The organism is Aestuariicoccus sp. MJ-SS9, assembly GCF_032586235.1.
GTDB lineage: Bacteria > Pseudomonadota > Alphaproteobacteria > Rhodobacterales > Rhodobacteraceae > Aestuariicoccus.
Map to the genome: position 1 here is coordinate 19,980 of NZ_JAWHTD010000022.1, position 22,162 is coordinate 42,141.

The window sequence follows — 22,162 nt, forward strand, 5'->3', positions numbered from 1 at the left end:
GGAGCGTTTGCCCATAAAGGATTACTCTATGACAGGATAGAAAGGCTTTCCCCAATCCTGGTCTGGATTATCCATCATCAGATCGACGAAGACGGGCAGCAGGAATGCCAGGATGGCTGCGCCATCTCGGACTTGCGCTCGATTTACACCGCTATTCCACGTCGAGCCACCGTGAATCATTTGATTGCGCAAGACATACAGTCGATCGAAAACAAAACTCAGTACACGCGCAGTGTCTCCCGCCTGAAAAGCCTGAGCGAATGATTTGGCGGATGCCTTGAAGCGTTCTTCCCAGTCTTCATACCCATCAATACCATTGTGATACTGCCAGAACGGATTGAAAACGAACCGGTTGTCCATGAGCAGGCGGACAGGGCCGGTGAACCTTTGCCACAAGGCCTTGTAGATCCTCCTCTCGTTGTCCAGCGCGACCAGCTTGCCGAAGAAATCCAGAAAGGCCGCGCGTTCACCTGGTGCGATCGACTGGAACTCCCGCTCATCGGCATAGGCCGCATTGAAGGCGATCCAGAGAAACAGAAAGCGTGCGTCGTCATCCCCGTCACATGCTTCGGATCTGCCGACCCAACTGATCGCGCGATGTACCCGTAGTCCCATTGTCTCCGGGAATCCGGCGCGAATAGCCCGCTGCTTTTCTTTGAGAACACTGAATTCCAAGTTGCCGTCCATCAAATACCTCCGTTGAAAATTGCTTCTATGGCATCGCCGCAAAATCGGACCGCCGATAGCCTTCCACCATTTTCCGCAAGGCCACGGGCGCAACGACCTCGACCTTGTCGCCCCATTGGTAGAGGTGCCAGGCCATCTCGAGCCATCCAGCTGCGTGGAAGCGAATAATCAGGCTGCCGTCATCTTGCGGCTCCAGGATTTGATCGGGATGAAACCTGAAACCTGCTGCGTGGTTGGTGGCTTCCGGCGAAAAACGCCAGACGACCTCGCCATACTGTTCCGGGTCCTGCCAAACACCGAAGGACTTGGCGGCATAGCCAGCAATGGTAAACCCTTCCTTTAGCGCAAAGCTCTCATCGAGCGCTGTTGCCTCTCGGATGAGATCAATCCTGAAGTTTCGCACCTCATCGGCCTTGGCTGGATCACGTGCAGCAAGATAGGTGCGATGGCCCAGCAGCACGCCGTGCGGCTCGAGAATGCGCGTTGAAGCGTCTTCATTGTAGCGCACGCGTAGCTGAAAGGGCCCGCGCAGCGCCTCGATGATCGCATCCAGGATGTTGGGGGAAACGCTGACGCGCGGCCCAGGTCGCGTCACCTGGCCCATGGCCGTCAGAACCGCCTCTGCATCAGTCTCAACGCGGGCTGCGTTTCGCGAGGACAGTCGGGAGAGCAGCCCCTCACGAATATCAGTAAGGGCCTGCGCATGCCGCAAACGCCCATCGGCCTCGGCGCTGCGCGCCGCGATCTCCAGAGCTTCGACCCCGGTCTCGTGGCGAAGTTGCAGCCGATCAAGATGTGGGTCGGTCAAGCGCCAGCGGCGTTTTCTATCTTCGCCGTCCTCAGCAATGACATTTCCGAACGTAGTTTCCAGCGCATCGGTCATACGCTGAGCAGTTCGGTGTGACACCTCGAACTCGGCGCAAATATCCTCGAGGCTAATGCCGCGTCGTCGAGCCGCCGCCAGCTGTGCGAGGCGGATCAGATCCTGGGCTTTCGAGAAAGACATAAGCGCACCGAACAAGCCTGTCAGAGTTTGACACCCTAGCAGGTTACGTTTGCTCTGGTGTCCTGTCGAGCTGATTCCCTGAGTGGATTGTTAACCGCTCAGCAAGCTGGGATTTCCGGCGGGCGCATCGTGAAGTGAAAGGAGTTATTAACGGCCGGACAGGTAATCAGGATTGAACGGGTCTCCCCGCGCGCAGGAATGGTCGAAGAGCCGCAGTTCACGGCGAAGGGCTACAAACTTGGCGATCCGGCCCACGGACAGCGGAAGCATCACGCGGAGCACGCGGTCTATGTGAAGACACTGGACGCCGCAGCGGCGCTGATCGAAAGGGGCTTTTCGCTGTGGATGGGGTCGCAAGGAAAGCGGGCCTCTCTGATATCACCGGAAAGCTTGCGCATTGTGAGAGCTTCCTGAGCGTTCCCGGACACGGCCTTTCTATTCTGCATATTCCTGTTGAACATCCATCGCAAAACAAGGCGGCTCAGGATTACGTGTGACAAATGTTGACACCCTTTCCGGTTGAGGACCAAGCTGCGAGCAAGCGATTAGCCTGCTTTAGATCGCATACTGTTTTTTTGATTGAAGGAAACCATGCGGGAATTTGATGGAAACATCCTTTTTTCAGCGACTGACCTGATGCGGTTCATGGGTTGCTCCCATGCAACCCGCCTTGATTTGTTGCGCATGCGAGGCGAGGGGCCAGAGCCAAGCGAAGATACCGAGGATGCCGCTCTACTGCAAAAGCAGGGGGATGCGCATGAAGCGGCCCATCTGGAAAAGCTGAAGGCGTCCGGGCGTGGTGTCATTGAGATTGAGCGTGGTGATCTGGCAAGAAATTCGGACGAGACACGAGCCGCTCTGGCCACTGGAGCGGACATTGTTTTTCAGGGTGCGTTTCTTTCTGGCAACTGGGGTGGATGGTCTGACTTTCTGGAACGGGTGGAGTCCCGCTCGGCCCTCGGCCCGTTCAGCTATGAGGTGGCTGACACCAAGCTCAAACGCCGCCCACATCCGATTGACACTAAATCGCCGCCCCTGGAATGCTGCGGTAGTACCGATACACAGGCGCCTTCGATGATTGATTTTTACGACACCAATGCCGAGCAATTCTTGAACGATACCCGCCACGTCGACATGTCGGCGCTGCGCGAGAGATTTATCGCTGAACTTCCGCAAGATGCTGCCGACACGGTGCGCATCCTTGACGCAGGGACCGGATCGGGCCGTGACGCGCGAGCCTTCCACCGCGCTGGATATCAGGTGGCCGCCTTCGACGCCTCGCCCACCATGGTGAAAGCATCTGCGGATTTTGCCGGGCTTCCTGTGCAGCAAATGCGGTTCGAAGACTTCTCCTGGGACCACTCGTTCGAGGGGATATGGGCCTGTGCTTCGTTACTTCACCTCGCGCGAAAGGACCTGCCCTTTGTCATGCGCCGCCTCGCCGACCACATGGTCACAGACGGCATTCTTTACGCGTCCTTCAAGCTCGGCTCCGGCGACCGGCAAAAGGACGGACGACTTTTCACCGACATGACCGAAGAATCTTTGTCGGCGCTCCTGGACGAAAGCCCCGCTCTGCGGCAGGTTGAAATCTGGCGGACCAACGATCGCCGCCCTGATAAAAAAGAAGATATTTGGCTCAATGCCTTGCTGAGAAAATCCTGACGCGTGCCCGCTGAAATTTCCGCCACCGCCCTATGTCCGTTTTGCGCCCCGATCATGGATACCGTGATCGAATGCGATGCCCAGGTTATCCTGATCCGGAATGGCGCAGGCCTTGTCCTCGCACCGCGCCGGCACGTGAAGCGCTGGCGTGATCTGACCGAGGCGGAGCAGATTGCTCTCATGGCGCGCGTCACGCCGGCGCAGAAGCTTTTGGAAGCGGATGAGGGCCAGGCCCCGGTCGCCCTCATTGAGACGGAACCGCATTTCCATCTCCGCTTGGAAGCGCCCGCCACCGCAATCGGCCCCATACCCGGCGCGCCACATGACAGCCCGCTGATTTCAGGGGGCGACGACGCCCTACACGCTCATCTGCGCCCCTTGATCGACCAAGCGCACTCCGTCGATTTGGCAGTCTCCTTCCTCATGACTTCGGGTGCTCGGTTGGTCCTGCCGCATCTACGCGACCTGCTGCAGCGTGGCGGACGGCTGCGGCTGCTCACCGGAGACTACTTGGACGTCACGGAGCCGACGGCTCTGCGCCTGATGCAGGATCTCGAACACGACCGGCACCTCTACATATTTCAGGCAGACCGCATTCCGTTTCACCCCAAGGCCTGGATGTTTTCCTTTGCGGACGGCGCAGGTGCCCTGATCATTGGATCATCGAACCTGTCGCGGTCCGCTCTGACCGAAAGTGTCGAATGGAACCTGCGCCATTTCGACCGATCCGACTCCCTACGACTGACAAATGCCCGCGCAGCCTTCGAAAACCTCCTGGCCCGGCCGGAGGTCACCGAACTCACTCCCGACTGGATTGATAGCTACGAGGCCCGCCGGATCGCGCCATTGCCTATGCAATCCGGCGTTCAAGCGGAAACACCCGAAGACACTCCTAAGCCGCACGCTATCCAGAAAGAGGCACTCCACGCCCTCGCTGCGACACGCGCCAAAGGCTATCGCGCCGGGCTAGTCGTTCTGGCAACCGGCCTCGGCAAAACTTTCCTTGCCGCATTCGACAGCCAGCCAGCGGCACGCGTCCTGTTCGTCGCCCATCGCGAAGAAATCCTGACGCAAGCCATGGCCGCCTTCCGCGCCATCCGCCCCAAAGCGCGGCTGGGGCGTTTTGGCGGTGGCGAAAAAGACTTCGATGCCGACGTTCTCTTTGCCTCGATCCAAACGCTTTCTCGCGCGCAGAACCTGAACCGCTTTGCGCCTGATGCTTTCGACTACATCGTCGTGGATGAATTCCACCACGCCGCCGCCACGACCTATCGCAGGATCATCGATCACTTCACCCCGCAATTCCTGCTGGGCCTGACGGCAACACCAGACCGCAGTGATGGCGGCGATCTGCTCGGGCTGTGCGAGGAAAACCTCGTTTACGAATGTGATCTCTGGTCCGGCATAGATCGCGAATTGCTGTCTACTTTCAAGTATTTCGGCGTCCCTGATCCGGTGGAATACGCGCAGATTCCATGGCGCAGCGGCAAATTCGATGAGGCCGCCCTGACCGAAGCCGTCGCCACGACGGCACGGGCTGAAAACGCATTGGATCAACTGGCGCGGCGCGGCGGCAGGAAGGCTATTGGCTTTTGCGTATCACGCCGCCACGCGGATTTCATGGCTGAGTTCTCGCAGGCACGCGGCTTGCGCGCCGTGGCTGTCCACTCTGGCGAAACCTCTGCACCCCGCGCCAGCGCATTACAGGCGCTCGAGGATGGAGATCTCGACATCGTCTACGCGGTCGACATGTTCAACGAAGGCGTCGATATTCCCTCCATCGACACCGTGTTGATGCTGCGTCCGACCGAAAGCCCAGTGATCTGGTTGCAGCAACTTGGTCGAGGCCTGCGGCGCGCTGCTGAGAAAACACATCTGGCCGTGATCGACTACATCGGCAACCACCGCATCTTCCTGACCAAAGCCAGAACCCTGTTGCGCATCGGAGCAGGCGAAGGCGCGCTTCGGATCGCCCTAGAAAAACTCGAGAGTCACGAGATCAGTTTTCCGGCAGGCTGCGAGGTCACCTACGAACTCGAAGCCCTCGACATCCTCAAGTCGCTGATCCGGCAGCCGCGCGACGGCGAAGAAGTGACAGCCTTCTACCGCGATTTCCGCGACCGGAACGGGGTGCGACCGACGGCCTCAGAGGTTCAACACGCGGGATACAATCCTGGTCGAACCGGCCACGCCGGCTGGCTGGGCTTCGTCAACGACATGGGCGACATGACAGGCGACATACAGTCCGCCTGGACCGCACACAAAGGCCTCCTGGACGAAATTGAGACCACGCGCATGACGCGCAGCTACAAGATGCTGGCCCTGCGCGGCATGATCGAGGGAGGCGCATTCCCGGGCCGCATCGCCGTTGCAGACCTCGCCGAACGCGTCGCTAGGCTCGCCCGGCGCAACCCGGAAATCAAGAAGGACCTCAGCGTCGACCCGGATGACACCGCAGCAATTTCAGGTTTGCTGACGAAGTTCCCGTTGAAATTGCTTGGCGAAACCGACTGGTTCCGCCTTGGTCCAGGCACCTTCGAGACGACAATTGACCGAAGCCATGATGCTCACTTGTCTGAACTGGCGTCAGAACTGGTTGATTGGCGTCTGCTGCGGCATTTCCAGACCCGCAGTGTAGGCTACGATCAACTGGACACGCCTCACTTCGCCGAAGCGGCTGAGCCCCCCGGCAGCCGCCCCACGCCGCCCGTTTTGGGTCCCAAGATCTGGGAGGAATACCAACGCGACCGTATCCCGCCTCTCTTCGGCGCTGTATTCAATACTGGGTCATGGAACTCCGGGATCATTGTGATCAAGGACGTCAAGGCCATGATCCTGCTCGTCACAATGGACAAAAGCAGCATGTCGGTCGGCGATCACTACGCTGACGAATTCGTGAGCCCGACCCGCTTTGTCTGGCAGACCCAAACGAGCACACGTCGCAGCAGCAGCCGCGGGAAGATCATTTCAGGTGAAGAGCCTGGATGGACAGTTCACTTGTTCGTCAGGAAATCGAAACTGCGCGATGGCCGCGCCGCCCCCTTCCGCTACGCCGGCCCCGTCGGTTTTGCGGGTTGGGAAGGCGAAGCCCCGATCACTGTTCAATGGGATCTCGCCAAACCCTTGCCCGACGCCTTGAGACCGTTGTTTGGGTTGGAATGAAGACTTTCTTCCACGATGCCCGCAATGCAAAGGGCGGGAAGCGGAAGTTCGCTGCTTCTTCCACGAATGTCAGCTTTGGTATGTTCTGATTGTGATCTCTACCGACCGAATTCCGCGGACGGTAGGGATGCCCTTCGACAACTAGTCCTCGATTGCTTGCCGCGTGACGATCGGACGGATGCTTCCCCTCATAACGACGCAGTTTTTGCCATTATATATGAATAGCTTACCGTGCCATCCTGTCGGCTGGCGCTGGCTGTCTGGACAATTCAGCTTATGTCGCCTGCTGAGGTTCAACTGATCCGGATTTTGACTATGCGTTTCGTGGCCGAACACCTCGACCGGTGTTGTCAGAGGGATTTCGGTTGAGACGGGCAAGGCGGCCTCGTAGCGTTACAACATGAGCAAACCTGACTTGTTCAAGGGCTTTCACAGTAGCCCCGAAATCATCCGGCAGTCGGTGATGTTGTATGTCCGATTTCCGCTCTCAATTCGGAATGTCGAGGACCTGCTGCACGAGCGCGGCGTCGACATCAGCCACGAGACAGTCAGGTACCAACGACAAATCCCCCGTCGATGGTGGTGGCGACGCTGATTCACGCAGTGAATCCCTCACCCGATTTGTGCAACAAGGCCCTTGAGCGTTGCGGAGAGCCTGCCAAGGAACCACCTGCTTTGGGTCAATCTTCAAAACAGGAGGGAATTTTCTCTATATCAGGTAAACTGCTACCAGAAATATCAAGGCGCAGATTTGCATTGCGGCGCGCGGAAGTTTCTCGCCAGTCAATCACCTGAAAGTCATCGCGACTTTCATATAGAGCTAAATTGAATGGGAAATTTAGTGTTTTCTGCGGGCCAGCTGTGTTCGGTATAGCATCGAAAAATTCATCCTCCTTAATGAGAATTGATCGCCCAAACATGCGATCTCTAAAAATTCTTCTATCTTGAATTAGGGCCATGTGTATCGTGATTGGCTCTTTTCTGTTGATTTTAAGGTTTTTGAGGTTGGTGGGCGATTGCAATGAAAACTCGACTTCAACTGTTGAAGTATTTCTTTCGAGTGTGACCGTCTGATCTCCGAGCGTTAGCCGTCCATCTAAATCCCTGTACCCAAGATAATCGCTTGGAAAGTTGCCGCTGAGCTGGATCTGTTTTATTTCGATACCATATCCGTGCATCTCGAGATTCTTGTCGATTTCCATCACTAAGGGAGCGAGGATTGTCGCTGCGGAGTCCTTCCTGTTTCGAAGTTCTTCAAGGGTTCTCCTATACTCTTCGATCGCGGATGACGTCCGAGTGCGAAGGTCATCTTGGAACACGCCGTATCCGGTGAGAAGAGCATTTGATTGTTGACACAAGGCGACGGTTTCCGGATCGGATAGCTGTTTCAGGGTAAATTCCGCCAGTGCTTTCTTGGCCCCTTCATCCATTGCGACGGCTCTCTTCTTGAGTGCTTCCTTCAGTTTTTGCGTTCTGAAATCCTTGTCGTCATCAACAAGTTCATTGAGATCTTTCTCAAACTCATCTCGGGTCATTTGCTCGTCGAGCTGGATGGCTGCAGCGTCCACCGTGAACCATACAGCGGCAGCGCCGACCACTGCACATACGGCTGCTCCAGGACCCGCCCATGAACATAAAGCCGCACCAGACCCTGCCCCTACAAGTGCACCGCCGCCCTTGGTGGCTTGTTTTGCTGCAACTTTTGCGGCAACTTTTAGGCCTAGTTTACTGGCAATGGTTTTCGAAGCAATTTTCAAGGACGCTCCTGCAGTGACAGCCACTGCGGTCGTAGCAATCGGTGCCGTAAGCATGAGCCGTTCGCGCGTGTCAGTTATGACCATGTCGCTCAATGGACCAATCGGCAGGCCTTCTTGGTCGGCTTCAAAAAGCTCAGCAATTTGAGCATCCAGCGCGGCTTCGAAAGCTGTCTCAAACTTTTCGTCGACGTTCGAGGCGACATCGTTCAAACGCTCGCTTAATCCATCAAACAATCTGTCGTGGATCCGGTCGGCCATTATCCCACGGGCAGCTTGAGTAAGTTCAATGTACTGCCCGGGCACCGAGTAGTGGAAATCTGCATAGGGCGCGATCGCGTCATCGACAGGTTTATACGCTTCCTCAACCAATTTTTCTATATCTGGCAAGACTACGTCGAGCGCTTCCTTCGATGCACCTAGTAGGATCTTCTCAAGAAAGGTCGTAGGAAGCTCGGGATCGCTATTGTTGGTGAGTTCTTCTGAACCAGTATCATCCTTTACCGGCTGCATGACAGCCAGAACGGTAAGCGCCAGGCTAGCTATTGCGAAAACAATGATGGTTCCCCAAAACAGGTGCCCGACGGTATAGCGTACCGTCGATGCCATTGGGGTGATGTTTTTTTTCTTGAAATTTTCGGTGGGCTCACTCATTTTGGCCTCTTGTTCATATGCATTCCAATGAAATTTGTGATGATGATGCTTGCGCGAGCAAGCACAAAACCTAAAAGTGCCGCATCAAGGCTGAAAAAGACGGCCAGCATTCGGTACTCCTTGTACTGGATCACCAACCAAAGCTTCGCTGCGTCGTAAGCATAAAGCCAGGAGAGAAGTTCAGCAATCAAGCCGCGTCTTGCCGGTAGTTGGTCAATGCCGATTTTCAGCGCTTCCTGGAACGTTGCCGTCAGCATCTCGCCAGGTTGGGATTCCGATGACCACGTGATCCACGCAATTATCAACGTGAAAGGTGCGGCCACCAGCCAGGTTCCTAGGGAAGTCGCCCAGTATCTGGCGAAGGGCTGTCGGAAGTGCCGGACTAAGAAGTCTTGCGACCAAGAAAATGAAAAGCCTGCAGTGAAAACAAGCATGAGGAGAATTGTTGCTTGGAGCGGGGATGCCGTAAGACATTGCCACGCGAGCAGAGCAACCGAAACAAACACGAATGTCATCGCTAGAAATGCGGTCCGGAACTTGCCAGAAAGAAGACGGGACAAAGGCGACTGCGGAAGAAGAGCCAAATGTAATCTTTCCTTCCAAGGGTCGATAATAAGAGGCCAGGAGCCAAAAAATAACAAGACTGCCATAGGCAACAAAGCCAAGATGGCCCAATCGCTGAAGTGGTAGCCAACTCTCCACAAATAGAGCGAAAGCCCAAGAAACGCTGTCGAGCCGACTGCCTTGATAAATGAAGAAAGCATCAAGAACCTAATGGGCTATTATATCTTGAACCGTATCAGGCGCAGCCATGGATGCCAACACTGTCATCATCTTAGGCTCAGGATCTGTAATTTGCGGAGCTTGGCGGTGTTTCCCTTGAGGGTTTCAAGGATCTGTCCGCACTGATTGCTGTGAGGCGATCGTGCTGTATCGGGTTTCACAAGGCCGAACGTTGCATTGACTCGAAGCGGGCTCCTGGGCCCATCCGGTAACCTTCGCAGATCGTTCGTCCCTGCGTTCCCTCTCGGGACACCGCCCTCGGATCAGCTTTCCGGCTTCACCGCTGGCAAATGATTTCTATCTTACCTCACGCTTCGAACTAAGTGCCGTCACGCAACATCGCGTGCATGATGACGGCAAGCCGCCCTTGGCAAGCGCCACGCGCGCCTTTCTCATACCTCGGCGTTTGGCGAACTTCTGGGCCCAGGTTTTGAGGGCGAAGTTGCCACGACTGCGCGTCAGGATCGAGTTGGCCGCTTCGTAGAGCAGCTTGCGGACCATGCTGTCGCCCTGTTTGGTGACGAGCTCAACTTCTCCCATCCCGGAATGCCAAAAATCAGACAAGTTGGAATTTTGCCGAAGGCAAGATGAGCAGAGGCTCGTTTTCCTCCGCGTCGACCTCGGAAAGATACCCGCGCGTGGAAATCTGTTTCGCCTGAAGCGTTTCGAGTAGCATCGGCTGCGAGGCAGCCAAGGCGCGTACCTCGCCAAGCAACGCCTGCACTCTTGAACCGAATTCCGCTGGGCCCTGCAGGCGATCCGCTGGAAGCACCAGAGAGATCTCCTCAAAATTTTGGGCGATGGTCGTGGCACGGTGTTGTGCCGCCGCCGCCTCGTCAAGCCAGCATAGAGCGCGCACCTGAGCTCCGCCGAGCGCGGCGAGAAAGGTTATTAGTTCGGTTGCCGTTCCGCTGTTAAGCGTCTCGTCGTCGCTGCTTCGGCGTAACCTCTCGATCATTTCGTCGCTCAGACGGCGCGCACCGCGTGCTACTTGCTCGGCGGCGTGACGCACATCGCTTCGGACCCGCAATTCGTCGAGCTCCTGTAATTCCGAGCGAACATTAGCCCGCCACGAATCCACCTCGTCGCGGCGCCGCGCTTCGGTGACTTCCGAGAAGCCGTCCTCTACCTGCTTCGACAGCTTGTCCAAACGCCTTAGTGTGACAACCGTCGAAGCTACGGTTACACCAATACCCAGTCCGGTGACCGCAAGATTTGCGATCGACAGGGTATGCAGCCCGACCATCGCTGATTGAATTTGTTCTAGTCGCTTGCCGATCTGATGGTTCTGGAAGACGCCAATGACGCTGGTTACTGCGTTGAGAGGCGTAGCGTTGGCAAGGCCAGACGCGATGTCTAAGCCGTTCTGCAGTAGCCCTGTCTCTTGTAGATGCGCCACAATCTGACCGGTATTGCTGTCCTTTAGCAGCGCGCCGTACCGCACGACCTCACCCATGGTGTAGGCTGCTTTCCATTGGGCGGGAATAACGAAGTTGATTGGTACACTCATGCGTTGACCCCCTTGAAGCGTTGCTCTCGCACGAAGTCCAAGTGCTGCATCGCGTTGTTCCTGATCGAAGCGCTGCCCGTCTTTCCCTCAATCAGGGTTTCAGACAAGTAGGTTTCGGCACGGGATTTCAGGCTGTTCCGGTACATATCAGCAGCCTTTTCTCTGACGCTTCGCGATGCGAAGGCCAAGGCGCCCGCGGCACTCGCGCCAACCGCGAACATAGGCCAACTGACTATCGGAGCGGCGAAGAAAAGGAATGCGGATGAAGTTGTGGTCGCCATTGCCGTGGCGCCGATTGCAGTGCCGATTGAAGCGGCGGCCAGGGCGCTTCCTGCGCCCATAAGCGCCCAGCTACTTGTATTGTCCTCGTTTGTGTCATCGGATTCCACGTGCCGTATGGATTCCAGCAGGTTCTCGTCAATGCTGCGTGCCAGCCGTCTTTGAAAAATGTTCACGTCTGAGCGGAGCTGCTCTTTAATTGCGGTCTTGGTTTCCGATTTTGGAAAAAAAAGATCGCGCAGGCTCAGGGCGTCGATAGAATCACAAGCTTTTGCAAGATATCTTTGCTTGGCTTGTTCGCATTCCCGAACGACGCGTGCGCGTTCTTCGAGATACCAATCTATGATCTCCGATCTCATTAGGATTGATGGGGCTGACGTCAAAAAATAAATCCATTAAATCATATTGTTCGTTGACTTTTCTTCCATGACCATCTTCGCGTTTGAAGCGCCAGTTGGCAACTTCTTTATTGCCGGTTCAGGAGAAGACCCTTTCGATCGCCAACATGTTGTCAGAGGGCACGCCGTGGCTCACCAGGATAACGTCGAGGTCTTCATCGACCACCTGCTCCAATGCTCCGCGGATGGCATCATCGATCCAGTCATCCCGATTGCCGAAGGCGCCACCGCCCAGCCGGGTCAGCAGGAGCTTGTTGCTCTTGCCGCGCGAGGCGTTCCTGAGACCAGCCAGCACCGTGGCTTCGTAGGCGGCCTCCAGAACAAGCCGGGCGAAGGGCTCCCAAGCGGAGGCGGGGAGGGAGGAATAAGCGACCGGTACGGCCGAGCAGAAGGCCTGCGAGACGAATATCCCATCGTCAGGATCGCACTCCGTGACCTGTACGTCCTGCTGAACGCCGATCCGCAAGGTGCCTTTCAGGGCCTCCCGGTCGGCAGGATCCATCGTGCCTAGCAGATCGCCGATCATTTCCAGGCCGTCGCGCGTTGCCAGCGCATAGCCATTCCGCATCTGCCAGAGAGGAGATCGCGGGTAGTCGAGATGTTCAATCAGTTGTGCGCCCAGGTCCGCAAGGCAATCGATCTGTCGCGCGGCCGTCTGCCCCTGCTGATTCCCAACCGGGACAAGGTAGTTCCGATAGATCGTCGCGGCGCCTGCGGCGATGGCACAGGCCGGTCCCTGCGTCGGATCATTGCGGTAACGGGTGACCCCGTCTTCCGGCGTAACGTGGGGCGTAATCATCTCGAGCACGTTAAACTGTGATGCGACCTGGAACAAAGCGTTTGCATATTCCGGATCCGCGTGCATTTTCCTCGCGTCTCCGGACACATTTCTCACAGTCAACCGACCAGACGAATGGGATAGTCCGCGCTGTTCCCTTAATTCGGCAAGGCTTGGTAACCGGAACTCTCCGACGGCGAAACGCTGCGTGGATTGTCTCGAACAGAGATAACCGTCGGCTTCGAAGAGCTGGGACTGGGCATACTTGTAGCTGCTCTCCTTGAATCCGGTGATCTTCTCAAACCAATCCATGATGCCGTCTCCTCTGCGACCATCGTCGCCCGCAACACTTGCCCCGCCTCTACTACGTTGATCGAGAATTTTCATCCGTCGTTGCGGTTTTGCGAGCGAGGCATCCGTTTGCCCTGAGCCATCTTGCGGCGCAGATAGCTCGGTTTCGTGCTTTCCATATCAAGGTCATAGGATTTTTCGGAATGAGCACTACTTGCAGCAAGCCGGGAGCGCATTCTATTGACGGAGTACATCGCCTCTTTCGAAAACCCCTCGGTGTTACGCTTCTCTGCGAGGCTCTTCAGAGTTGTCAGGGCTTGTTCAACCCAAGGGTTTTCACCAGCTTCGGATTGTGCCTCACGCAGGAGGTGATCTACTTCGTTCCAGTCCTGGCGTCGTGCAGCCACTTGGGCCTGCTCCTGAAGCTCGGCGGCGCGAAGCTCTCTTGTTCTTGCGCGAACAGTCTCGTCCTCGGTCACGGCATGGAAAGCTGAAGCCGGAAGCCGTGGCAGTCGCAGGTGCACGGGTCCATCACCGACATCTTTGCCGTCCTTGTCCCGCCCCCGAACCAGCGCGCTCAGAAGCAACCTTTCGTTAGGCTGCTCGCCTCTCTCATCGAAGCGCAGCTCGACCACGGCCCAGGCTTCCCCATCGTAAGCAAGGTCAGGAAGCAGAACTGAACCCTCCTTTTCAGTATAACGGTTCAGAACCAGCAGTTCGACTCCTTCGCCGGCGCTGAGTTGGAGCTGCATCTGGCGGGCGCAGATATTGCGGAGCAGGTCGAACTCTTCTGCAAAAGGATCGGCAAGGTCCTCGGCGGTTTCGCCGTAATAACCGTTGCCTCTGCCTGCTCGAGCCATTTCCGCCATGAGGTGCTCGTTGAAATGATGGCCAAGCCCGCAGGTAGATGTGGTGATCCCGTGATCGGCCATGCGGGCGCAATCAGCAGCGATGGCTGATGGCTCAGTAAGTCCGCGGTTCGCCGCACCGTCTGAAAGCAACAGCACGCGCGCAGGCGTTGCGGGTTCCCGCATCGCGATTGCTTGTTCGACCCCCAGCATCCAACCGTCGTGCAAGGCTGTCATACCCCGTTCCTGGATCTGCGCGATAGCGTTGCACGCGGCTCGTCCATCTCCGAGAGGGCCGCCAGGATGCATGACCTCGGCTTCATTATCGAAGGCCACAATGGCTAACCGATCGGTCGGACGCAGGCCTGTCACGATCTGCTCAGCAGCGCGTTTTGCCTCGTCAAGCGGTTGGCCCGCCATCGAGCCGGAACGGTCGAGAACCAGAGAAAGGTTAAGCGGCGGGCGATCTTCAGCGGTGGTTTTGGGGGCTGAAGGCGCCACCACACGTACAAGCGCGTTCAGCGTGTTGGTATGGTTTTCGAGGCGCGCAGGTATCTGGGGAACAATTTTCAGGTTAATCATTAGTGTCTTCTCCTTTGGCTCTAATTCTCGGGTCGGTGAGACAGGCGCTGACTGCATGAGCAATGGCCTCAGCCTCGCGCGCCCCAATGTTTTTCAAGCGTCTTGTCTCGATGGTAAGTTCGACGCCTGGTGCAATTTCGATGCGGGTCATCTGCTGGCTCCTAAGTTTGCCTTGTTCGAGACCAAGCGTATCTCGCAAGCTTGTCAGTGCATTGCGGGCCTCACTGTCGCCTCGCATGCGGCTGAACGCGCGTTCCGCACTCACCATCTGGGGAGCCGTGGGCCTAGTGCTTGCTCTATCTTGCATCCGACGCAAATCTGAGAGTGCAGGGTCCTCAGCGCTTGTCGCGCGAGGTGTGGGCGAACCCGGCAGCAAGGCTCTGATTTCTTCGATCGACGAGACAAGAAAAAACTCAGCAATCTTTTGCAGCGGCCAGCCTTCGGAAAGCAATTTGCGCGCTGCCAGAAGCCGTACAAGGTGGTCCCAGCCATAAATGGCGACCTTACCTTCTCGCCGAGGGCGCTCAAGAATATGGCGTTGCGCGTAATCGCGGATAAGGCGGACAGTTACGTCGGAAGTATCCTCGACCCCAAGTCGCCGCGCCCAGAATGTGGTCTTGTGCGCCAGTGCTTCCGCATCACCTGTCCAATCCCGGACTTCATCTATCGAAGTATGTCCCAACATCTTATCCTGTCATTGACATCGCACAATGTAAACGTTCGAACAGTCCCTTTCAACGGCTCATTTGATTTTTTTTTGGTGAAAGGTTCTCCCTTTGGAGATTTCGTCGAGGCTTTGTTGCAAGTGATGAGTTACTTCATGCCACCGTCCCGACGGTCTTTTTGTCTTAACAGGTCCATGATGTGGCGAGTTCTGTACTGATTGGACTGATCGAATGGGAACTATGCGCGAGCAGACATCAGGTGAATTCAATCACCTTTGCGTCTGCGATGCTCAAGGTGCCCTCACTCATCCAGTGGATGGCGACGCCGTCTAATGGTTTGTCTGGCCGTAGACGGCGAACCATGGCGGCGTAGGCGTCCAGCTGCGGCTGGTAGGTGGCGAAGCGTGCTGCGGGGTCGGGGCAGGGGCCGGATTTGTGGTCGACGATCAACAGGCCGCGTGGTCCTTCGGCAAGGCAGTCGAGGATGGCGTTGGTCTCGGATTCATCGGCAGCGGTCTCCTGCAGCGGTAGTTCGAAATGCAACCGGTCATAGCCGCGATCCGCCAGCCAGCCTGTCAGCGCCTCTGCCTGCGCGGCGATCTGCGCGATGGCGCTTTCGGGCAGACCCGTCGCTGCTTGGAGGCGCTCCGCCAGATCGGCGCGCTCGGCCAGAACGCGGAAGGCCAGATGCCAGGCGGTGCCACGCTCGGCTGCGCTGTCGGTGCGGGTCTCTGCGACGCCAGGCGCGAGGCGGATGGTTTCAAGCGGCGTGGGCGGCGCCGGGCCGGGGGTGGCCAGCGTTGAAGGGCTGCGCCGCCAGAGCGTGCGAGGGCCGTCAGGCAGGGCGCACGCAGTGCCGAAGCGTGGAAGGGTTCCGCTGGCCGCGTTCGAGGGAATGGCGGGTTCGTTGGGCAGGCCCTCGGCCACGCGGGCGGCGAAACTCTGTCCTGCGACCGTCAGCGTGCCATCACCGGTTTCGAACCCGGCACGGTCGCGCAGCAGGTCCACCATGCGTTCGGCGTTTTCGCGTGGCTTTGATCTCTCGCGCGGCATAACGAGAATAAGGCGGTCCCGTGCGCGGGTCAGGGCGACATAGAGCTTGCGCGCGGCATCGCGTTCGTCCGCCGGCCGCTGCGCCTCGGTGAAGGGTTCCTGGCTCTCGGGTGCGGAGAAGTTAGGCAGATATTCCAGCCCCGCGTGATCCAGCACGTTGTCCAGATCGTCGAAAGCATCGAACTCGGCCCGCAACGCACCAGGGCGCTCGGCGATCTTCTGGTCCAGCCCTGCAACCACGGTGATCGGCCATTCGCGGCCCTTGGCGGCGTGCCAGGTGCAGATTTCGATGCCTGAGGCGGACCAGCCATCGGGGTCGGGGTGGCGGTCCCACTCCTTGGCGGATTGCTGAGCGATCCAGCCCAGAAAGACCTGCAACCCGGCGCCGTGGAGCCCGGCGGCCGCGCGCAAATCCTCTGCCATGGCGTCGAATTCTTGCGCTTCGGCCTCAAGCCGCGCCAGATCGGCCAGCGCCTGCGCGGGCGCAGCCAGCCCGGCGGCCCAGTCGCGTAGGCCGGTGACGCGCAGCACGGCAGCTAGGGTCACGGCCACCGGGCGGGTCGCGATCCCAACATTCAGCGCGCGCAGGGGCGCGAGCGTCTCATGTGTGTCGAGCCCCCCGTCGACGGCGTTTCGCATTGCATCCTCCAGCGGCATCCTGGGCGGCCCGAGCGTCAGCCAGGCGAGCGCGGCGTGGGTGTCGTCCGGGTCGGCGGCAAGCGTGAGCGCAGCCTGCGCGGCCCGCATCGCGATTGAGCTCAGCCAGCCGTCCTGCCGGATGCGCACCGGCAGGCCATGCGCCTCGAGCGCAGCGGCGGCGGCGCTCGACTTGTCGTGGGTGTAGGTTAGCACGGCCACGTCTCCGGGCCGGACGGGGCGCATCTGGTCGAGCGTCTTGTCATGGATCAGGGTCCCGGCGGCCAGAATGTCGGCCACGCGGTTGGCGATGCACTCCGCCGTGGTGTCCTTACGCCCTTTCGGCAGGTGCAGCACCTCGAGCGCGGTCTCGCCTGTCGCGGCGCGCTGCGGCGCGAGCGGCTGGTATCCGTCAAAGAGCGTGGGGCCTAGCGCGTTCACCATCTCCATAATCTGGGGCTCGGAACGCCAGTTGCAGGTCAGCGGCGTGACGCTTTCGGGATGCGTGGCCTGCAGCGCGTCGGAAAGGCGCGGATCGGCACCCTGAAAACCCATGATCGACTGCTTGGTGTCGCCCACGATCAGCGCCCGTTTCGCGCCCCGCGCCAGACGCCAGAGCAGGGCAAACTGCACCGGGTTGGTGTCCTGGAACTCGTCGATGACGACGCAGTCGATTTCGCCCAGCACCGCTTGCAGGATCTCGGGGCGGGTGGCGAGCAGCGCTTCGGTCTCGGCGATCATGTCGGCATAGTCGATAAGCCCGGCGCGGCGCTTGGCGGCGTCATAGGCGGCCAGCACCTCCTGCGCGCCAGTGACGAGCGCGGTGAGGCGGGCCTTGGCGTCGGCCAGCGGGCCAGGGTGACGCGGCAGGGCATCGGCGGCGGCGATCACGGCCCCTGCGAGGCTGTCATAGCCTTCTGGAGTGGGCGCGCCGCGTTTTGACAGACGCAGATTGCGCAGTTTCTGCCAGAGTGCCCAATCACGTGTCAGCGTCTTGCCGGTCGCCGCGCGCCGCAGATCGCGGTGGTTCTCCGAGAATGTCTTTACGGCCGAAGCATTGCCCTCAAAATCGGGCGCAAGACTGTCAGGGAAAGCCTTCAGCAGATCGCGCACGGCCAGTAGCAGAGCAGCCGTCAGGGCCGCGCCGTCGTCCTCGCAAGCCCCGTAACCTTTGGTCATGGCCGCCAATGCAGGCGTCAGAATGTCGGGCGATTGTCCTCGCGCGCCAAGGCCGCGGATCAGGTCGACCGTCCGCAGCAGATCGGCGCGAAAGCCGTCTTCGGCCGTGGTCTGGGTCACGTGGTTCCAAGTATAGCCAAACCGTCCGAGGTCCTCCATCAACGGTTGCAGCGCTGGGCAGCGGGTCATCTCAAGCCGGATCAGCAGGTCGCGCTCGGGTTCGCTCAGCAAGCGGTTCCCGGGCGCGCGCCCGGCGGCGAAGGCATGTTCGGTGAGTAGTCGCTGCCCGAGCGCATGGATCGTGCCCATATATGCGCGGTCGATCTCGAGCGCGTCATGCAGACGGCCGCGCTCCATGAGCTCGCCGCGCACGCGGTCGCGCAATTCGGCCGCCGCCGCTTCAGTGAAGGTCACGGCGAGGATGCGGCCGGGCGCGACGTCGCCGTTTTCGACCCAGGCTGCGAGTTCCTTCTGGATGTGATAGGTCTTGCCGGCGCCGGCTCCGGCGGGCACGAGCGACAGCTGCGTCATTCCGTGTCCTCCTCTGCGGGGGGGGCCGGCAGGGCGAAGGCGGCCACAAGCGGGTTTTCCAGCGCGTAGGGCTTGATCCCGCGCTCCTTTTCGAACCTTGCGGCATCGCCTGCGTGGTTGAGCCGGACCGTCCCCGCACCGACCTCGGCCAGCACCTGCGCGAGATGGTCCATGGCGTTGACCGACGCGTCGTCGCCGGTGCGTTCGACCCTCGGGACATCCGCGCCTTCGGCATCCGACAGGACTGTGCCGTCACGCAGCATATGGTAGGCGGTGACGACCTGCGTCCCGTCGGACACCAGTCGGGTCAGCGCGGTCTTATCTGTAGGCCGTTTAAGCATCGCGCGGTAAAGCGCGACCTGCAAATCCCAGCCCCTGGCCATACGGTTGCGCCGCCCGACTGCGCTGGAGCGTTTGTGATCGACCACGAGGATGCGCCCATCGGGCAGCTCAAGCACGCAATCCGCCTTGCCGTGAAGCAAAAGGCCGCCGTGGTCGCCGGCCAGTTCGATCTCATTATGCAAAACCTTCGCGCCGGTGGTGCGCAGAAAGCCCGCCCAAGCGGTGCAGACCTCGCGCGCCTCGCGCAGGAGGCTGGCGCGCTCGGTGACCCAGGCTGAATCCGTCAGCCATGCGGCATGACGGCGGATCGCTGCGTCCAGCACACCGGGCACCCGGCCCGCGAGGGCGTCGTCGTCCGGCAAAGGCGCGCCAGCGGGAAAGACATCCTCAAGCACCTGATGCATCAGCGTACCTAGAATCATCACGTCGAGCGTTTCGGGCGCCCAGACGCGTTCTTTCGCACCCAGCTCGTCCAGCAGCCATGCCAGTGGGCTGACGATCAGTGTTTCCAGCCGCGACGGGGAATGCGGCAGAGGCTCGCCTTCGGGGTTCTGGCGCAGGGCGAGCAGGTCGTGGTCCGGCCGGTCCGGCGTGCCGAGACCGCGCTGGATGTGAATAGCGCCGTCCACTGGGAGCTCTGGTGCGCCGCCAAGTGGGACGGGCTCTGGGTACGTGAGTGAGACCGGCCAGTCGGCGGGCGGCGTCTTGCGCAGGTCGCCGACGAGATCGGCGGGAGCCTTTGCGCCCAGCATATGAGAGATCAGCGCCAGGCCGGTGGAGGGCGTCTGCCGGTCGCCGCGCAGATCCAGCGCGGGCACGAGCAACGTCAGCCCTTGGCTGGCCGAGGCCAGCTGACGGCGGAAGAGCTCCAGTCCGCGGGCGAGCTTCTGTTGGCGGCCTTGCAAGTGCAGGCCGCTTTCCCGGATTGCGGCGATCTCGCCCTCGGTGAAGAACGGGTCCGATCCGGGCAGTCGCGGCCAGTGTCGCCCGGCCATGCCGAGCACGATCAGCTGGCGGACCGGACGCCAAGGCAGGGCGGCCTCGGCAAAGAGCGACACGCCCTCGACAAAGCGGTCATGACCCTCCGCTGGTATGGGACGCGGGGCGGCGACGCGGCGCAGCAGCGGCCAGTCGATGTGATCGGTTGTGACGGTTTTGAGCGCGGCGATGCGCGAGTGCAGGTCGGCCTCGGGTGCGGCGCGAGCCACCGCGCCAAGTCGCGCGAAAAGCTGCTCGGGCGTGACGCAGGGGCGCAGCGCGTCCAGCAGATCGCGTGCGGAGCCGGTCAGGTCCGATGCGGTGCGCGACCGGCCTCCGTCGATCACCTCGCGCGCCATCTTGCGCCCGATCCTGGGCGGCCAGGGCATCCCCGGCGAAACATAGAGCGAGGCCAGCGCGGTCCGCGGCGCGGGGCCGCACAGAAGGACAAGCAGGAGCGACAGCAGCTCTCCGGTTACATCCCGTTGCGCTGCCTCGGCGGGCAGACCCGAGAGGGGCAGGCCCACACGGTCGAAGGCCTCAGGCAAGGCCAACGCATAGGCGGGTTCGTCGGGAGCCAGGAGGCCGATCTCGGCCGGGTGATCAACCTTACCGTCCTCCAGCATCGCGCGGGAGAGGGCGGCGGCGAACTCTGCCTCCTCGCGGGGGTCGCGCAGACCGTGGCACGTGACGGATTCATCCGGTGCGATCGGATCGGACTGGCGCCCGAGGTGTTCCTGCAGATGCCGCAGCGCGGTCTCCTCAGCGGTCAGCGGAGCGGGCTCGGGCGCGTCGGACCGGCCGTGATGCGCGCGCAGGGTCTTGGCCAGCGCTGTCTCGGCCGGGGTGGCAAAGGGGCAATCCGATCCGGCCAACGGCAGCGGCTCCAGCGCTTCAACGGCCGAGCTCTGCAGCACATGCCGCCAGATGTGCAGCGGACCGGGCAGGGCGCCCAGGTCGCGCCAGAGATCCCGCAGCCCGGTCAGATGCGTCCGGGCGCGGCCCTCGGGCAGGCGCTCTGGCGCGAGGTCGCATGGATCGAGATGCGGCGTGGCGTGGGCGACGGCCACAAGCCCTGCCTCCACCGCCCGCGCCGTTTCCTCGGGCGCTGCGGCGAAGCTGTCGGACCAGGGCGCCGGCCCCCCAAGACGATCGGCAAGCGGCACCTCGGCCGGGCGCGGGGCCAGGTAGACCTCTGCGAGCAGATCGTCGGTGACATGGCGTAACGCACCGGTCGCGGGAGAGCGTGTCATCAGGGGGGCGATGCGCATGGGGGACCCTTTCGAATCGTTAAAACTGTCTTTTCCCACGGTGACGGCACCGGGTGGCAAAAGCTGTCGTGGTTGTCAGGGCAGGGCGGCGAAATCGCTGCGGCGGTGCGCGGCGACCATCTGGCGCAAAGCGTCGGGGGCCAGCACCTCGACCTGATCGCCCCATTGATAGAGGTACCATACCATTTCCAGATGGCCTGAGGCGTTGAACCGCACGAGCACGGAGCCGTCCGGTTCTTCGGTCATTTGCTGATCGGGGTGAAAGACGAATTGCCGCGCGACCGGGGCTGCGGCAGGCAGGAAACGCCACACCACAGGGCCGTATTCCGCGTCTGAATGAAACGAACCGAAGGCCTGCGCCGCAAAGCGCGCGAGGTCGAAGTCGGGATCGCGAGCAAAGCTGCGGGAGGTGATTTGCGCATTCCGGATGCGGTCGAGGCGAAACCGCCGCATACGACCGTCGCCCTTGACCGGTCGGGCGATGAGGTAGCGACGGATACCCAAAAGCAGGCCGTAGGGTTCCAGAAGGCGTTCGCTGGCTGTGCCGTCTGCGGAGAGATAGGTCACCTGCAGCTCCCACGGCGCGCGCAGCGCCTCGGTCAGCGCGCCCAGAAGTTGCCTGTCAGGTTCGATACGCGGGCCTGGGCGGGACGCGAAGCCTTGCGCCTCGAGCAGCGCCTCGGCGTCGGCCTCGGTGCGGCGGGCGTGGCTCGAGGGCATGGCGGCGAGCAGCCGGTCGCGCAGGACCACGAGACGTTGCGCCTCGTCCGGGGCGCCGTCGCGCGCCGCTCGCTTAGCGGCCAGCTCCAGCGCGGCCAGCTCGCTGTCGCGAATACCCTGCGCCTGCAGCCAACGCGGGTCGTGGCGCGGCATGCGCCAGCGGCGCCGGCGGTCGTCGCCGTCGCAAATTTCGACCTGGGGAAAGACCGTTTCGAAAGAGCGCATCATACGCTGCGCCGTGCGGTGATCGAAGCCGAATTCCTCGGTCAGATCCTGCAGCGCGATGCCGTCAAAGCGGGACATGGCCATCTCGGCAACTCGCAGCAGATCTGCGGCCTTGGAGTAGGACATCGCGGAACTCCCTCCTGGTTCAGTAGCCCCTGGCCACGC

General features: G+C 60.2%; 15 protein-coding genes and 2 pseudogenes. 4 read left to right on the forward strand and 13 right to left on the reverse strand.

Annotated elements, in window-relative coordinates; translation table 11 throughout:
- Positions 1-21 precede the first annotated feature (21 nt).
- Both RXV88_RS14510 and RXV88_RS14515 read right to left on the reverse strand, forming a co-directional pair.
- Complete coding sequence (locus tag RXV88_RS14510; RefSeq protein ID WP_316294092.1) at positions 22-687, reverse strand: HEPN domain-containing protein; 666 nt, start codon at positions 685-687, stop codon at positions 22-24.
- Positions 688-712: 25 nt separating this feature from the next.
- A complete protein-coding gene (locus RXV88_RS14515; RefSeq protein ID WP_316294094.1) occupies positions 713-1,693 on the reverse strand; it encodes a helix-turn-helix transcriptional regulator in 981 nt (326 codons plus the stop codon).
- Between the two features lie 198 nt (positions 1,694-1,891).
- Between RXV88_RS14515 and RXV88_RS14520 the strand changes: the two genes are divergently transcribed.
- From RXV88_RS14520 to RXV88_RS14535, 4 genes and pseudogenes are all read left to right on the forward strand, one after another.
- A complete protein-coding gene (locus tag RXV88_RS14520; protein WP_316294097.1) occupies positions 1,892-2,107 on the forward strand; it encodes a hypothetical protein in 216 nt (71 codons plus the stop codon).
- 177 nt (positions 2,108-2,284) lie between these two features.
- Positions 2,285-3,358 (forward strand): methyltransferase domain-containing protein, encoded by a 1,074-nt coding sequence (locus tag RXV88_RS14525; protein ID WP_316294099.1) that lies wholly within the window; start codon positions 2,285-2,287, stop codon positions 3,356-3,358.
- A 54-nt stretch (positions 3,359-3,412) separates the two neighbouring features.
- Positions 3,413-6,520, forward strand: a complete 3,108-nt coding sequence (locus tag RXV88_RS14530; RefSeq protein ID WP_316294101.1) for a DUF3427 domain-containing protein — start codon at positions 3,413-3,415, stop codon at positions 6,518-6,520.
- Positions 6,521-6,920: 400 nt separating this feature from the next.
- A pseudogene (locus tag RXV88_RS14535) lies at positions 6,921-7,112 on the forward strand (hypothetical protein); the annotation flags it as partial.
- Between the two features lie 88 nt (positions 7,113-7,200).
- Here the strand turns inward: RXV88_RS14535 and RXV88_RS14540 are convergent.
- The 11 genes and pseudogenes from RXV88_RS14540 to RXV88_RS14590 form a co-directional block, all read right to left on the reverse strand.
- Positions 7,201-8,928 carry a hypothetical protein gene (locus RXV88_RS14540; protein WP_316294103.1) on the reverse strand — a complete coding sequence of 576 codons (1,728 nt, stop codon included), beginning with the start codon at positions 8,926-8,928 and terminating at the stop codon, positions 7,201-7,203.
- Positions 8,925-9,695 carry a hypothetical protein gene (locus tag RXV88_RS14545; protein WP_316294105.1) on the reverse strand — a complete coding sequence of 257 codons (771 nt, stop codon included), beginning with the start codon at positions 9,693-9,695 and terminating at the stop codon, positions 8,925-8,927. Before RXV88_RS14545 ends, RXV88_RS14540 begins: the two co-directional genes overlap by 4 nt.
- A gap of 335 nt (positions 9,696-10,030) precedes the next feature.
- Positions 10,031-10,233: pseudogene (locus tag RXV88_RS14550) on the reverse strand (IS110 family transposase); the annotation flags it as partial.
- A gap of 34 nt (positions 10,234-10,267) precedes the next feature.
- On the reverse strand, positions 10,268-11,221 hold the full coding sequence (locus tag RXV88_RS14555) for a hypothetical protein (protein WP_316294108.1): 954 nt from the start codon (positions 11,219-11,221) through the stop codon (positions 10,268-10,270).
- Positions 11,218-11,859 (reverse strand): hypothetical protein, encoded by a 642-nt coding sequence (locus tag RXV88_RS14560; protein ID WP_316294110.1) that lies wholly within the window; start codon positions 11,857-11,859, stop codon positions 11,218-11,220. Before RXV88_RS14560 ends, RXV88_RS14555 begins: the two co-directional genes overlap by 4 nt.
- 118 nt (positions 11,860-11,977) lie before the next feature.
- The gene (locus RXV88_RS14565; RefSeq protein ID WP_316294112.1) at positions 11,978-12,988 is read right to left on the reverse strand and encodes a hypothetical protein; all 1,011 of its coding nucleotides are present in this window, start codon (positions 12,986-12,988) and stop codon (positions 11,978-11,980) included.
- Positions 12,989-13,059: 71 nt separating this feature from the next.
- Positions 13,060-14,397, reverse strand: coding sequence for a vWA domain-containing protein (locus RXV88_RS14570; protein WP_316294114.1), 1,338 nt, complete (start codon positions 14,395-14,397; stop codon positions 13,060-13,062).
- A complete protein-coding gene (locus RXV88_RS14575; protein ID WP_316294116.1) occupies positions 14,390-15,082 on the reverse strand; it encodes a MerR family transcriptional regulator in 693 nt (230 codons plus the stop codon). Before RXV88_RS14575 ends, RXV88_RS14570 begins: the two co-directional genes overlap by 8 nt.
- A gap of 235 nt (positions 15,083-15,317) precedes the next feature.
- Positions 15,318-18,461, reverse strand: coding sequence for a UvrD-helicase domain-containing protein (locus RXV88_RS14580; RefSeq protein WP_316294118.1), 3,144 nt, complete (start codon positions 18,459-18,461; stop codon positions 15,318-15,320).
- Complete coding sequence (locus RXV88_RS14585; RefSeq protein WP_316294121.1) at positions 18,458-21,034, reverse strand: PD-(D/E)XK nuclease family protein; 2,577 nt, start codon at positions 21,032-21,034, stop codon at positions 18,458-18,460. Before RXV88_RS14585 ends, RXV88_RS14580 begins: the two co-directional genes overlap by 4 nt.
- A gap of 93 nt (positions 21,035-21,127) precedes the next feature.
- Positions 21,128-22,123 (reverse strand): WYL domain-containing protein, encoded by a 996-nt coding sequence (locus RXV88_RS14590; protein ID WP_316294123.1) that lies wholly within the window; start codon positions 22,121-22,123, stop codon positions 21,128-21,130.
- Positions 22,124-22,162: the final 39 nt, after the last annotated feature.